Origin of the sequence: Shimia haliotis, assembly GCF_900114415.1 — a bacterium.
Taxonomy (GTDB): Bacteria; Pseudomonadota; Alphaproteobacteria; order Rhodobacterales; family Rhodobacteraceae; genus Shimia; species Shimia haliotis.
In genome coordinates this window covers 46,775-60,458 of record NZ_FOSZ01000011.1, presented here as the reverse complement: position 1 = coordinate 60,458, position 13,684 = coordinate 46,775, and the positions used below count along the sequence as shown (strand labels likewise).

The following is a 13,684-nucleotide window of genomic DNA, read 5'->3' as shown; positions in this document are numbered from 1 at the left end:
GTCTCCGGTTCTTAGAGCGCTTCCGCGCCCGAGATGATTTCAATAAGCTCGTTGGTGATCACAGCCTGACGCGAGCGGTTATATTGGATGGTCAGTTTGTCGATCATGTCGCCTGCGTTGCGGGTTGCGTTGTCCATTGCGGACATCCGCGCACCCTGCTCAGAGGCGCCGTTCTCCAGCAGTGCTGCAAAGATCTGTGTTGCGACGCCGCGCGGCAGCAGGTCAGCCAGAATGGCCTCTTCGCTGGGCTCGTAGTCGTACAGAGTGCTTGCACCATCGTCTTCCGCTTCGAAAGCGGCTGGGATGATCTGCTGTGCGGTTGGGATCTGCGTCACGACGTTTACGAACTGCGCAAAGAAGATCGTTGCCACGTCGAACTCGCCCGCATCAAAGCGGTCAAGCACGTCGCGTGCAATGTCCTGAGCATTGTCGTAACCCACGCGCTTGACTTCAGTCAGGTCAACGTGGCCGACAAAATCGTCACCCAAATCACGTTTGATCGCGTCGCGGCCTTTCTTGCCAACGGTCAGAACCTTAACGGTCTTGCCCGCAGCCTTCAGTTCCGCAGCTTTCGCACGCGCCAACTTCGAAATGTTTGCGTTGAAGCCACCGCACAGACCACGTTCCGCAGTCATCACCACCAACAGGTGGGTCTGATCGCTTCCGGTGCCTGCCAGCAGTTTCGGCGCAGAGTCAGAGCCGCCAACCGAGGCCGCGAGACCACCCAGAACGGCATTGAACCGTTCTGTGTAGGGACGCGACTGCTCAGCAGCTTCCTGCGCGCGGCGAAGTTTCGCCGCGGCAACCATCTGCATGGCTTTTGTGATCTTCCGAGTGTTTTTCACACTCTCGATCCTGTTTTTTAGGTCCTTCAGACTAGGCATGGTCCGAACCCCTTATGCGAAGTCAGCGGCGAAAGCGTCCAGCGCGGCTTTAACTTTGTCGGCTGCATCACCTTTGATCTTGGGATCTTCGTCGGTGATCCACTGAAGCAGTTCAGCTTCGTTGGAACGCAGGTGGTTCAGCAGAGCTTGTTCAAAGCGGCCCACATCAGACACGTCGATGCCATCCAGATAACCGTTCACACCTGCGAAGATCACGCAGACGATTTCAGCGTTGGTCAACGGCGAGTACTGAGGCTGTTTCATCAGCTCGGTCAGGCGCGCACCACGGTTCAGCAGCTGCTGGGTCGCGGCGTCAAGGTCGGAACCAAACTGCGCAAACGCAGCCATTTCACGGTACTGAGCCAGCGACAGCTTAACCGGACCAGCCACAGAGGACATGGCCGATGTCTGAGCCGAGGAGCCAACACGCGAAACCGACAGACCGGTGTTCACAGCAGGACGGATACCTTGGTAGAACAGTTCGGTTTCCAAGAAGATCTGGCCGTCGGTGATCGAGATCACGTTGGTCGGAATAAACGCGGAAACGTCACCACCTTGGGTTTCAATGATCGGCAGCGCGGTGAGCGAGCCAGCACCGAAGTCCTCGTTCAGCTTCGCGGAACGCTCAAGCAGACGGGAGTGGAGGTAGAAAACGTCACCAGGATACGCTTCACGTCCGGGCGGGCGACGCAGCAGCAGGGACATCTGACGGTATGCAACGGCCTGTTTGGACAGGTCATCATAAATGATCAGCGCGTGCTTGCCGTTGTCTCGGAAGTATTCCGCCATCGCGGTCGCGGTGTAGGGCGCGAGGTACTGCATTGGTGCAGGCTCGGACGCTGTTGCGGCGACAACGATCGAGTATTCGATCGCGCCGGTTTCTTCCAGCTTCTTAACCAGCTGAGCAACAGTCGAACGCTTCTGGCCGATCGCAACGTAAACACAGTACAGTTTCTTGCTCTCGTCGTCGCCAGCGGCTTCGTTGTAAGACTTCTGGTTCAGGATCGCGTCCAGAGCCACAGCAGTCTTACCTGTCTGACGGTCGCCAATGATAAGTTCACGCTGGCCACGGCCAATCGGGATCATCGCGTCAACGGACTTGAGGCCGGTTGCCATCGGCTCGTGAACCGATTTACGCGGGATGATGCCCGGTGCTTTAACGTCTGCAACGCCACGGGTTTCCGACTTGATCGGGCCCTTGCCGTCCAGCGGGTTGCCCAGACCGTCAACAACGCGGCCCAGCAGGCCGTTGCCGGTGGGAACGTCCACGATGGAGTTGGTGCGCTTAACAGTGTCACCTTCTTTGATGTCACGGTCAGAACCGAAGATAACAACACCAACGTTGTCGCTTTCCAGGTTCAGGGCCATGCCCATGATGCCACCGGGGAATTCCACCATCTCACCGGCTTGGACGTTGTCCAGGCCGTAGACGCGTGCGATACCGTCACCGACGGAAAGCACACGGCCGACCTCGGCCACTTCGGCCTCTTGGCCAAAGTTCTTAATCTGGTCCTTAAGGATCGCAGAGATTTCGGCTGCTTGGATACCCATTATCCGACCTCTTTCATTGCATTCTGGAGGGAAGCGAGCTTGGAGCGGATCGAGGTATCGATCATCTTCGAGCCCACCTTAACTACAAGACCGCCAACAAGGTTCTTGTCGACGGTCGCGTTGATCTTGACGTCTTTCCCGATACGAGCCGCCAGCGCTTTTGCCAGCTTGTCGCTTTGGGTTTTGGTCAATGCTTTGGCGGTGGCCACTTCGGCGGTTACTTCGCCTTTATGGTCCGCAATCATGGCGCGCAGCTGTTCAATCAGCTGCGGCAGCACGAACAGGCGACGTTTTTCAGCCATCAGGCCCAAAACGTTTGCCAGCACTGGCTGCAATTTCATGGTTTTCGCAACGGCTGCGATGGCCTTGCCCTGCTCATCGCGGCTGATGAGCGGCGAATTGATCAGGTTACGCAGATCGGCGCTCTCGCCCAATGCTGCACTCAGATCATCAAGACCACCTTCCAATTTGGTCAGCGCCTTGTTCTCGGATGCGATCTCAAAGACCGCGGCGGCATAGCGTTCCGCAATGCCGGAGGAGATCGAAGCTGGTTCGGACACGTCCACCCTTCCGCTTTCTGGCCCCGCCTCGGCATACAATTGTATGCATGACACAGGGACGTTTCATGCCCTGCCCATGGCAGGACGGCAAATCCGTGGCGGGTTTAGCAGAGGCTTGCTCAGCTATCAACTACGTTCGACATAATCACGACCTAGGCATTTGCCCTTATTTTTATGGGTTTGGGATTGGTGCGACCCTTTGCCTTTGACGCGAGGTTAAAAAAATGTGTCCGAAATCCTTGATTTGCCCGATTCCCGACCCGTTCCCGCAGCCAAACTGCCTCCTGTAGAGCCACAATGCGACATTTACGCAAACGCGATACCTTGCCGACCCGCGTTATGGGTTTGAATACCAATTTGGGAGTAAACCGCAGGCATCCACTACAATCAGCGACCTGCCTCCAATGAGCTCAACAATCCTTCTCACTCTTCTCGGCCTGTTAGGACTCACTTCTGTGGGCATGATGGTTTCAGGCAATGACTCTGACACACCACCCGAAACTGAAGAGACACCTGACGACGACACCCAAGATCTTCAGCACCAAATTGAACATCACATCCACAGTGGAACCGACGCGGATGACACCTTGCGCCTACCACCCGCAACAGACAATCCGATCATGGCAATCGGAGGTGCGGGCGCGGACACGTTTGTCGCGGAATACCCCCATCGCGCCGATGACGACCGGCCCTACGATGTCATCGTCCCGGATTTTGATCCGGAAGAAGATGTCCTGACACTTGAGGTGATCGCCGAGGACAGGCTCCCGAATGCGGAAACGCCGCAGAACTTCCGCATTGTACCGGCCGAGGACGGCAGCTACGTCGACGTGCGGGTTGCGGTTTTTGATCCGGAACTCGGCGCAGAAGCGGCAAACGACTATGTGGTGCGCCTCGACGGGCTCTCTGATGTGTCTCCCGATTGTATCTTTCTCGCCGACACCAATTGTGAGGAGACCGACCCCAGCCAGCCCGCAGAGCCGGATGAGTCCGCCATCGTGATCGAAGGCGACGTAGGCCAACTTGTTGAACGCGGCACACGTGCGGACGACACTATACTGGTGCGCCACGACAGCGGCTCTGTCGTCGTGAAAGGCGGCGCAGGTGAGGACACGATTGACGCCCGTGACTTCGAAAAATCCGACGTGGCCTCTCTGCGCATTGACGGCAGCGAAGGCGACGACACCTATCTTTTTTCTCAAGGCATCAATGTCTCGGATGACCAATTCGGCGGAGCGGACGTCTACTCCATGACGGTCGATCCCGAAACCATGCACACGCACAGCCCCTCAACGGTGGTTTGGGACTTCAACGATCAGTTTGAGTTGATCCTTCCGGCGGAACACGCAGCGCAGGTCCGCATCGAAAATCAGCCGCCACGATATGACATCAATCTTGGGGCCACTGTACAGCGCGACGACGTTTTTGTTGGCGACACGCTGGTGATGCGTTTGATCAATCTGGACGAAGAAAATCGTATCACGCTGGATAGCACTCAGTTTACGATCGCCTCACCAACGCCTGCCTGATCAGGCAGGAGTCACATCCGGCGCCGGCGCGAACACACCCAACGGCTTGGCCGCGCCTTCCCGCACTCCCGGACCTGTTGGGGCATGCACACGTTTGCTGGCTTCCACCAACAACACGCCTCCCGCCATCACTGGCGAAATTGTCTTACCCAATCCTTCGAACATGCGCCCGGTTTTGCGCCAGAACCGTTTGTGGCTCGGGGGCTGATACAATGTTGCCCGATGCCGCTCAGGCATAAATCCGTGCGTGCGCAGTTGGGTCTCTAGCTGTCCCGCCGAATAGGGCCGACCATACCCAAACGGAGTCGCATCGCTGCGCGACCACATACCGGACCGGTGTGGCACCACAAAAAGCGCCTTCCCCCCCGGCCCCAGAACACGGTTTGCCTCCGCAAGCACATCATTGGGCCGCTCGCTGGTTTCCAACCCGTGCATGATAACCAGTTTATCCACATGACCGGTTTCAATGGGCCAAAGCGTTTCTTCGCACAGCACCGACACATTCGGCATGCCCGCAGGCCAAGGCATCACCCCCTGCGGAGCAGGCATCAATCCGATCACCCGCCGCGCGCTCCCGAGATACGGGCGCAACAGAGGCACAGCAAAACCAAATCCGGCCACCGTCTGTCCGTCTGCCTCAGGCCAAAGCTCCATCATTTCATCGCGCACAGCCTTTTGCGCCGCCCGACCGAGCGTGCTGCGATAATAGAAATTTCTAAGGTCCTGCACATCAAGATGCATTGCAGTCCGGTCTCCAATCGGCAAATCTCTCGGCTAACATAACAACGCAGAGGCGGATTTCCATGCCCCAGACCGTCGTCACCGTTCCATGCCTGGCTGACAACTATGCTTTTCTCATCCACGACACGGCCTCAGGCGAGACCGCGCTGGTGGACGCGCCCGAGCCCGAACCGGTGCTCAATGCGCTGGCGACACGCGGTTGGACGCTCAATCATGTCTTGTTGACCCATCACCACTGGGATCACGTTGACGGGCTCGCGGCCATTCTTGAAAAACATCCGGCTCAGGTGATCGGCGCCGCAGCCGATGCAAACCGGCTGCCCCCCCTCGACACTGCGGTCAACGAAGGAGACACTGTAACCATCGGCGACGAGAGCGTTCAGATTATCGATGTCTCTGGCCATACGATGGGCCATATCGCCTTTTACTTCCCCGAAACCGGTGTTGTCTTTACCGCCGACAGCCTGATGGCGCTTGGGTGTGGGCGCCTTTTTGAAGGCCCGCCCGAGGTGATGTTTGACAGCCTGTCCAAATTGGCCGCCCTACCGCCGGAAACCATCGTTTGTTCCGGCCACGAATACACCGAATCCAACGCCAAGTTCGCCATAACCGTCGATCCTGACAATCCAGCGCTCAAAACCCGCATCGAAAAAATCCGGTCTGACCGCGCCCGTGGGATACCGACTGTCCCCTCTCTGATGTCCGAAGAACTTGCGACCAACCCGTTTCTGCGCGGCCATGACCCGCAAGTTCAGGCCGCCGTTGGCATGCAAGGGGCCGATCCCGCAGAGGTTTTTGCAGAAATCCGACGCCGCAAAGACAATTTCTGACCCGCGAAAAAACGCCTTGTAAGACCGCTTCACGAAACCGTGCAGAGGTTTTCTATGGTTAATTTTGCAGAAAGTCCTTGAAGCTCGTGATCAATCGACCAAACTTTAACGTAATAGAGTCATTCTATTTGGGCGCGATGAGGTCATCGCCCCATTCCTAACCCCGGAGGGAGCAGACACACAGTGCCGTCATTTTCGAATTCGCTCGAACAATCCATCCACGCAGCCCTTGGTCTTGCCAATCAGCGCAAGCATGAGTTCGCTACGCTCGAACATCTTCTCCTCGCCCTTCTGGACGAGCCTGACGCCGTGCGCGTCCTTCGCGCCTGTAGCGTCGATTTGGAAGAACTGCGTCAAAATCTTGTCGAGTTCATTGACGACGACCTCTCCAACCTCGTGACCGACATCGAAGGATCCGAGGCCGTGCCGACTGCGGCGTTCCAGCGGGTGATTCAGCGCGCAGCGATCCACGTTCAAAGCTCTGGCCGCACCGAAGTGACCGGCGCCAACGTACTGGTCGCCATTTTTGCCGAGCGGGAATCCAACGCGGCCTATTTCCTGCAAGAACAGGACATGACCCGCTACGACGCAGTCAACTATATCGCCCACGGCGTTGCCAAAGACCCCGCCTTTGGTGAACAGCGTCCGGTTTCCGGCGCCGAGGAAGAAGACGGCGACTCCGGCCCGCGCATCGAAGGCGTTGCCGAAGAGCAGAAAGACGATTCTGCTTTGGCGAAATACTGCGTCGACCTGAATGTGAAGGCTGGCAAAGGCGACGTTGACCCGCTGATTGGCAGGGACCACGAAGTCGAACGCTGCATTCAGGTGCTCTGCCGCCGGCGCAAAAACAACCCGCTGCTTGTGGGCGACCCGGGTGTGGGCAAAACCGCCATCGCCGAAGGTCTCGCGCGCAAAATTGTGCAGGGTGAAACTCCAGAAGTTCTGGCAAACACCACTATCTATTCCCTCGACATGGGCGCCCTTCTTGCAGGCACCCGCTATCGCGGTGATTTTGAGGAACGGCTGAAAGCTGTGGTGACAGAGCTCGAGGATCACCCCGACGCGGTTCTGTTCATCGACGAAATTCACACCGTGATCGGTGCCGGCGCCACGTCTGGCGGTGCGATGGATGCCTCCAACCTGCTCAAACCAGCGTTGCAAGGTGGCAAGCTGCGCACCATGGGCTCCACCACCTACAAAGAATTCCGCCAGCATTTTGAGAAAGACCGCGCCCTGTCGCGCCGGTTCCAGAAAATCGACGTGGCCGAGCCAACGGTTGAGGACTCCATCAAAATTCTCAAAGGTCTCAAGGAATACTTCGAGGCCCACCATTCGGTGAAATACACCGCCGACGCGATCAAAACCGCCGTGGAACTGGCTGCACGCTATATCAACGACCGCAAGCTGCCCGACAAAGCCATCGACGTGATCGACGAGGCAGGCGCCGCGCAGCACTTGGTGGCTGCCTCCAAGCGCCGAAAGACCATTGGTGTGAAGGAAATCGAGGCCGTCGTGGCCAAGATCGCCCGCATCCCCCCCAAAAGCGTCTCCAAAGACGATGCAGAAGTGCTTAAGGATCTGGAAAAATCCCTCAAGCGCGTGGTGTTTGGTCAGGACAACGCCATCGAGTCGCTCAGCTCTGCCATCAAACTGGCCCGCGCCGGTCTGCGCGAGCCGGAAAAACCCATCGGCAACTACCTCTTTGCGGGCCCCACCGGCGTCGGCAAAACCGAGGTCGCCAAACAGCTCGCTGACACTCTGGGTGTCGAACTGCTGCGCTTTGACATGTCCGAGTACATGGAGAAACACGCGGTCTCCCGCCTGATCGGCGCGCCTCCGGGCTATGTCGGCTTTGATCAGGGCGGCCTGCTTACTGATGGTGTGGATCAGCATCCGCACTGTGTCCTTCTGCTGGACGAGATCGAGAAAGCCCACCCCGATGTCTACAACATCCTGTTGCAGGTGATGGATCACGGTGAGCTGACCGATCACAACGGTCGCACCGTGAACTTCCGCAATGTGGTTCTGATCATGACCTCCAACGCTGGCGCCGCTGAACAAGCCAAGGCCGCCATCGGCTTTGGCCGTGACCGCCGCGAGGGTGAAGACACCGCCGCGATCGAGCGCACCTTTACGCCAGAATTCCGCAACCGTCTGGATGCGGTGATTTCCTTCGCGCCGCTGCCCAAAGAAGTGATCATGCAGGTGGTCGAGAAATTCGTCATGCAGCTTGAGGTACAGCTTCTGGATCGTGGCGTGACCATCGAACTTACGCCGAAAGCCGCCGCATGGCTGGGTGACAAGGGCTATGACGAAAAGATGGGCGCCCGCCCGCTGGGCCGCGTCATTCAGGAGCACATCAAAAAACCTCTGGCCGAGGAACTCCTCTTTGGCAAGTTGGCCAAAGGCGGTGTGGTCAAGGTCAAGGTCAAGGACGGCGATCTGGTGTTGGACATCTCCGGCCCCGAGAAGCGCCGGATTTCCGGCGACAAGCCACCATTGCTGACCGCCGACTAAATGCGTCTAACGCTCACGACACTTTGCGCGCTCGCGGCCCTTCCAGCCGCGGGCGCGCCTGTTTTAGAGACCCCTGTGGACTGCACCGTCGGCGACACCTGCTACATCCAGAACTACGTCGATCACAACTCCGGTGACGGCTACCTCGACTTCACCTGCGGCCCACTGAGTTATAACGGCCACAAGGGCACAGACTTTGCGTTGCCGACACGGCGAGCCATGGAAATCGGCGTCGACGTCCTCGCCTCCGCCGACGGTGTGGTCAAAGGCACGCGTGACGGCATGAAGGATCAGATACTAACCGCCGAAAATGCCGCCTATGTCGAAGGCCGCGACTGTGGCAATGGTGTGGTTATCGACCACGGTCAGGGTTGGGAAACCCAATATTGCCACCTCAAACAAGGCTCGGTGCAGGTCGCGCAAGGGGACAAGATTACCGTCGGCACCGTCCTTGGGGAAATCGGACTCTCGGGGCGCACCCAGTTTCCCCATTTGCACATTTCTGTTCGACAAGGCGGACGTGTTGTCGACCCTTTCTTTCCTGATCGCGGGTCGGATCGCTGCGGCGAAGCTCGCGATACAATGTGGGCTGATCCGCTGGCATATGAGGCCGGTGGCCTAATCCGCGCTGGCTTTGAAACCGGAATTCCCGACTATGGCGACGTCAAATCCGGTGCTGCGGGAAAAACGGAAATTGCTTCAAATGCCGAAGCCCTTGTCGTGTTCGCCTTCGGCTATGGCAGCCAGCCCGGCGACACCCTCGACATCACCATCACCGGCCCCTCAGGTGAGGTATTGTCCCAACAGGTGACCCTGGACAAGGTGCAGGCCCAGTATTTTCGCGCCACCGGCAAACGCACCCCGCCGCGCGGATGGCCCAAAGGGGACTATCGCGGGGACATCACGTTGATGCGCGACGGCATGCCACTGGATCAAACCACGGTGGCACTGACCGTCAAGTGATGGGCCACACAGGACGTGTGCCAATCCGCTTTGGTCCTACTTCTCGGTAAACTTCAACTCGATGCGCCGGTTCTTTGCACGCGCCTCGCGCGTGTCCGCCGTATCAACCGGTTGATACTCGCCAAACCCGTTGGCCGACAACCGATCCGGCGGCAAACCCAGATCGTCAATCATGTATCGCACCACAGACAGGGCCCGCGCCTGCGACAATTCCCAGTTGTCGGCAAACTGCCCGCCATAAATCGGCAGGTTATCCGTATGCCCATCCACCCGAAGGATCCAATTGATCTCGGCTGGAATATCATCGATCACGCTCTGCAAAATCGCTGCCACCTTGGCAAGCTCCTGCTCGCCTTCAGGCGACAGTCCGGCGGCGCCCACGTCAAACAACACTTCCGAGCTAAAAACAAAGCGGTCCCCAACGATGCGCACCCCTTCCTGAGTGCCCAACAGGCTGCGCAAGCGGCCAAAGAACTCGGACCTGTATTGCGCCAGATCCTGCGTCCTGGCCTCCAACTCCGCTTTTTCCGCCTCAAGCCGCGCCCGTTCGGCCTCTTCCAGCAGTCGCCGTTTGCGTTCTTCTGCCGCGGCCCGCGCCAGCGCCGCATTCAAATCCGACCCAAGAGCTTCTAGTTGTACTTTGGCGGCCACATCGCGATCTTGATAGTCATCCAGCAATGCCTGAAGCGAGCCTAACTGCGTGCGCAACGCCGCAATCTGCTGGTTGAGCGCCTCGACTTTGCGCAGGCTTTCCGCCGACTTCGCTTCTTCTTCGGACAATGCGCGATTGGCCTCGGCCAACAAGGCGTCGCGCCGCTCTGCCTCGGTCATCGCCTCGCGTCCGGCCAGTTCCGCCGCCCGCTGTGCTGCCAAAGCCGCGGCCAGTTTCTCGCGGACATCGCCCGTATCGCCCAGCGCATTCTCTGCTGCCAACTTCGCAGCCAAAGCCGTTGCCAGCCGTTCGCGCAGTGAACTGCCGTTTTCTTCGGCTTCGGTCTGCGCCACCACGGCGGCCGCAAGCTGCTCCTCCAGGGTGGCCACTGTGGCCTGCAATCCGTCCCGGGCGACCTCAGCCTGCGAAGCACGGGTTTCTTCGGCCAACTTGGCGGCCAATGCTTCAGCCAATTGCGCCTCCAAAACCGCAAGGTCACTCACCGCCTGCGCCTCGGTGCCCGCCTTGGCCGCCTCGGCCTCGGCCACCTGCGTCAAAAGCTGCTCAATCGTGGTCTTACTTGTCTCAAGGCCCAAAAGAGCCGCCGCCAATTCGGCCTTCACGCTGGCCAATTCGCCACCACGCGTGTCCAACTCCGCCTCCATAGCCGCGAGTTTCAATACGGTCTCCGCCAAATCGGCTCCAACGCTTTCTCCTTCAACCAAAGCCGCCGCCAGCCGAACCTCCAGATCATCCTGTGCCGCCTTTGCAGCCGCCAGCAACGTCAACGTATCTTCGGCCTCCTGCCGCTGCTGCTCCAGCGCCAGCGTCATCGCGGTCAACTCCGCGTCAGCATTCTCCAACCGCTTGCGCAATTCTTCGGCAGCCGCCGCTTCCAGAAGTCGCGCGCGCTCTTCATCTGACAATTGCGCCTCAAGGTCGGCCACAACGGCCTGCCCTTCCGACACCTCTGATCGCAAGCTCTCAATCAATGCCTGCATGGCATCGGCTTCCGCCGCCGCCAACCGCGCCACTTCGACCTGCGCGTCGATCTCGCCACGAGCCTGCGCCAGCGCCAAATTCAGCGCATCGCGCTCATCCTGCAACGCATCCCGCGCGCCCTCCAACGAGGTGATTTCCCCGCGAGCGCGCTCCTGATCGGCCAACAAGGCCGCAACCTGCGCTTCAAACGAGGTGATCTCCGCGCGTGCGCTGTCCAACTCGGCCGCCTGTCGGTCTCGCGTGGCGGACAGCGACGCAATCAACGCATCCCGCTCAACGAGGGCGGCCTGTGTGTCTGTCAACGTCGCTTGCAAACCGCCCACTTCACCCTCAAGCGCGCTGGACCGTGTACGCTCCAAACCCAAAGCATCAGCCAACGCCGCGACCTCGGATTCCAATGCATCAAGCTCGGTCTCCTGTCCGGTAATTGTGTCCGAAAGCACAAATTGCACCACCATGAAAATGGTCAGCACAAACATCAGCACAAGCAAAAGCCCAGTCATCGCATCAACGAAACCGGGCCAGATTGAACCTTGAAGACGTTGTCCTGTGCGGCGGCTTAGGGCCATTGATCAGCCCTCCTGCCCGCCGCCATCGGTCGGCGTCACGCGACGCACCTTGGCCACGGGCTTGGCTTTGCCACCCTCGGCCGCGCGACCCATCTGCCGCAAAGTCCGGTTCAGCGCCGCAAGGTCGGTTCGCAGTTCGGCCATGCTTTCTTGCCGGCCCGCGCTGATTTCTTCCAAAATACGCAGCATCTGGACATCTATCGACCGCAAGCGCATCCGGCTTTCAGCGTCTACGCCGCCTTCGCCCTCTTCTCCGCGCGCCTCAAGCTGGTGGATCAAGGCCTCCTGCCCCTCCGCCACGCGCAACAATGCTTGCGTTGTGGGGGCCTGTGTCTCAATCCGGTCTGTCATACGGTGAATGGCTTCCGACAACTCGGAGAAAGATCCGCCACTCTCGTTGCGCATCTGCGCCGTCGCTACCATCGTTTCCCGCAACTCGTCGAGTTGGGATGACATATGTTCAAAGGCAGCGCCAAGCACGTGGATGTCGCCCTCACCTTCGCCCGAACTGAACCCAACCCGCGTGATCGAGCTCAGCCATTCTTCCAGTTCACGGTAAAACCGGTTCTGCCCATGTCCCGCAAAAAGTTCCAAGAGCCCCACGATCAGCGAACCCGCCAACCCCAACAGAGAAGAAGCAAACGCCGTGCCCATACCGCCAAGCTGGCTTTCCAATCCGGTCATCAGGCGCTGGAACACGGCAACCGTGGTTTCGCCTTCTTTCAGATTCAAACTCTTAATGGTGTCCACCACGGCGGGCACCGTTGTCGCCAGACCGTAGAACGTCCCCAAAAGCCCAAGGAAAATCAGTGTGTTGACCAAATACCGCGTGATCTCGCGGCCTTCATCAATGCGGGTTGCAACGGAATCAAGAATGGATCGGGTCGAGGACGCGCTGATTTGCCCGTTGGCCCCCCGTTCGCGCAGCAACGCCGCCAAAGGCGCCAAAAGACGCGGAGGTGCATTCACGTCATATTCCCGCTCACCGGCAAACCCTTTGATCCAGTTCACCGAAGACACCAGAGACAGCACCTGACCAAATGTGGCCAGAACACCAATCAGGAAAACGACGCAGATAAACCCGTTGAGGTAAACATTGGACAGGAACACGTCCTGCACATTGGGCAAGGCCACCACAGCACCGGCGGCAGTCGCTATGACAACGCAGACCATATAGACGATCTGGGTCCAAGGTCGTTTGAAATGCGGCTCGATTTTACGGTCCGGCTGCTCCATGGGCGCCTGTCCTGACACTTGTTTTTCTGGCGTCACACTACTTGCAAGCACCGAATCTGCCAAGGAAATTCCCTAAATCCCCGCACGACCATGCGTCAGGCAGCCACCATCGCGCGCACCCGTGCCGACAACCAGTCCAGATCCGCATCTTCAATGCCCAATTCGGCCAGATGGCTTGCCGTGTTATAAAGGTATTCCGTGTTTGGCCCGCGCCCGCCAACCGCCGTTGAAATAATCCGCGCCTGCTCTTCCAACTCAAGATGGCAATACTGCACATGATGGGGGTCGATCACATAGGTCACCGCCTCAACAGAGCGACCGTCCGTAAGGGCGACATCCAGCGTCTTTTCCAAATAGGCAGAGCTCACCAACTCGCGCTCGCGCAGATAGGCCAACGTCTTGGCTTCCTGCCCCTCAGCCACTTTCAAAGCGACTCCCTGACAATGCGCGCCAGCCTCCGCGTCCAACGCCAGCACCAGACCGGGATGCGCGTCAGTGCCGCGGTGATGGATGGAGCGCATACAGAAACTGCGATGCCAGCCCTGCAAAGTGCCGACCATCTGTTCGCTCACCTCAAAACCGGGGTTCCACAACAGAGACCCGTATCCGAATACCCACATCTGCCTTTGCGCCTTTTGCTGGTGCCTTGA

11 protein-coding genes are annotated in these 13,684 nt (G+C 58.7%); 4 read left to right on the top strand and 7 right to left on the bottom strand.

The genetic code is table 11. The annotated features are described in order from the left end of the window. Nucleotides 1–11: 11 nt before the first annotated feature. Genes BM069_RS18550 through BM069_RS18540 form a run of 3 tightly spaced genes read right to left on the bottom strand, consistent with a single transcriptional unit; the run spans nucleotide 12 to nucleotide 2,995 of the window. On the bottom strand, nucleotides 12–884 hold the full coding sequence (locus BM069_RS18550; protein WP_093325930.1) for a F0F1 ATP synthase subunit gamma: 873 nt from the start codon (nucleotides 882–884) through the stop codon (nucleotides 12–14). Nucleotides 885–896: 12 nt separating this feature from the next. Beyond that, nucleotides 897–2,435: a F0F1 ATP synthase subunit alpha gene (gene atpA / locus BM069_RS18545; RefSeq protein WP_093325928.1), complete on the bottom strand. Its 1,539-nt coding sequence runs from the start codon at nucleotides 2,433–2,435 to the stop codon at nucleotides 897–899. Beyond that, a complete protein-coding gene (locus BM069_RS18540; RefSeq protein ID WP_093325967.1) occupies nucleotides 2,435–2,995 on the bottom strand; it encodes a F0F1 ATP synthase subunit delta in 561 nt (186 codons plus the stop codon). Before BM069_RS18540 ends, atpA begins: the two co-directional genes overlap by 1 nt. A gap of 404 nt (nucleotides 2,996–3,399) precedes the next feature. On the opposite strand from BM069_RS18540, the gene BM069_RS18535 reads away from it, so the two are divergent. Then, nucleotides 3,400–4,524: a hypothetical protein gene (locus BM069_RS18535; protein ID WP_093325927.1), complete on the top strand. Its 1,125-nt coding sequence runs from the start codon at nucleotides 3,400–3,402 to the stop codon at nucleotides 4,522–4,524. On the opposite strand, the gene BM069_RS18530 is transcribed toward BM069_RS18535, so the two are convergent. Further along, nucleotides 4,525–5,265: a class I SAM-dependent methyltransferase gene (locus BM069_RS18530; protein ID WP_093325925.1), complete on the bottom strand. Its 741-nt coding sequence runs from the start codon at nucleotides 5,263–5,265 to the stop codon at nucleotides 4,525–4,527. Nucleotides 5,266–5,327: 62 nt separating this feature from the next. Between BM069_RS18530 and gloB the strand changes: the two genes are divergently transcribed. The 3 genes from gloB (at nucleotide 5,328) to BM069_RS18515 (ending at nucleotide 9,575) form a co-directional block, all read left to right on the top strand. Next, nucleotides 5,328–6,095: a hydroxyacylglutathione hydrolase gene (gene gloB / locus BM069_RS18525; RefSeq protein ID WP_093325923.1), complete on the top strand. Its 768-nt coding sequence runs from the start codon at nucleotides 5,328–5,330 to the stop codon at nucleotides 6,093–6,095. A gap of 183 nt (nucleotides 6,096–6,278) precedes the next feature. Then, the gene (gene clpA, locus BM069_RS18520) at nucleotides 6,279–8,612 is read left to right on the top strand and encodes an ATP-dependent Clp protease ATP-binding subunit ClpA (RefSeq protein WP_093325921.1); all 2,334 of its coding nucleotides are present in this window, start codon (nucleotides 6,279–6,281) and stop codon (nucleotides 8,610–8,612) included. 75 nt (nucleotides 8,613–8,687) lie between these two features. Next, nucleotides 8,688–9,575, top strand: a complete 888-nt coding sequence (locus BM069_RS18515) for a M23 family metallopeptidase (protein ID WP_244503665.1) — start codon at nucleotides 8,688–8,690, stop codon at nucleotides 9,573–9,575. A 36-nt stretch (nucleotides 9,576–9,611) separates the two neighbouring features. Here BM069_RS18515 and BM069_RS18510 read toward each other — a convergent pair whose 3' ends face one another. The 3 genes from BM069_RS18510 to BM069_RS18500 form a co-directional block, all read right to left on the bottom strand. Further along, entirely contained in the window at nucleotides 9,612–11,798 is a 2,187-nt protein-coding gene (locus BM069_RS18510; protein WP_093325918.1) for a peptidoglycan -binding protein, read from the bottom strand. Nucleotides 11,799–11,801: 3 nt separating this feature from the next. After that, nucleotides 11,802–13,034 carry a biopolymer transporter ExbB gene (locus BM069_RS18505; protein WP_093325916.1) on the bottom strand — a complete coding sequence of 411 codons (1,233 nt, stop codon included), beginning with the start codon at nucleotides 13,032–13,034 and terminating at the stop codon, nucleotides 11,802–11,804. Between the two features lie 95 nt (nucleotides 13,035–13,129). Further along, nucleotides 13,130–13,654: a gamma-glutamylcyclotransferase gene (locus tag BM069_RS18500; RefSeq protein WP_093325915.1), complete on the bottom strand. Its 525-nt coding sequence runs from the start codon at nucleotides 13,652–13,654 to the stop codon at nucleotides 13,130–13,132. Nucleotides 13,655–13,684 lie beyond the last annotated feature (30 nt).

Coding starts and splice junctions, on each gene's coding strand:
- BM069_RS18550 (WP_093325930.1), bottom strand. CDS start 884: ATGCCTAGTCTGAAGGACCTAAAAAACAGGATCGAGAGTGTGAAAAAC.
- atpA (WP_093325928.1), bottom strand. CDS start 2,435: ATGGGTATCCAAGCAGCCGAAATCTCTGCGATCCTTAAGGACCAGATT.
- BM069_RS18535 (WP_093325927.1), top strand. CDS start 3,400: ATGAGCTCAACAATCCTTCTCACTCTTCTCGGCCTGTTAGGACTCACT.
- BM069_RS18530 (WP_093325925.1), bottom strand. CDS start 5,265: ATGCATCTTGATGTGCAGGACCTTAGAAATTTCTATTATCGCAGCACG.
- gloB (WP_093325923.1), top strand. CDS start 5,328: ATGCCCCAGACCGTCGTCACCGTTCCATGCCTGGCTGACAACTATGCT.
- BM069_RS18510 (WP_093325918.1), bottom strand. CDS start 11,798: ATGGCCCTAAGCCGCCGCACAGGACAACGTCTTCAAGGTTCAATCTGG.
- BM069_RS18505 (WP_093325916.1), bottom strand. CDS start 13,034: ATGGAGCAGCCGGACCGTAAAATCGAGCCGCATTTCAAACGACCTTGG.
- BM069_RS18500 (WP_093325915.1), bottom strand. CDS start 13,654: ATGTGGGTATTCGGATACGGGTCTCTGTTGTGGAACCCCGGTTTTGAG.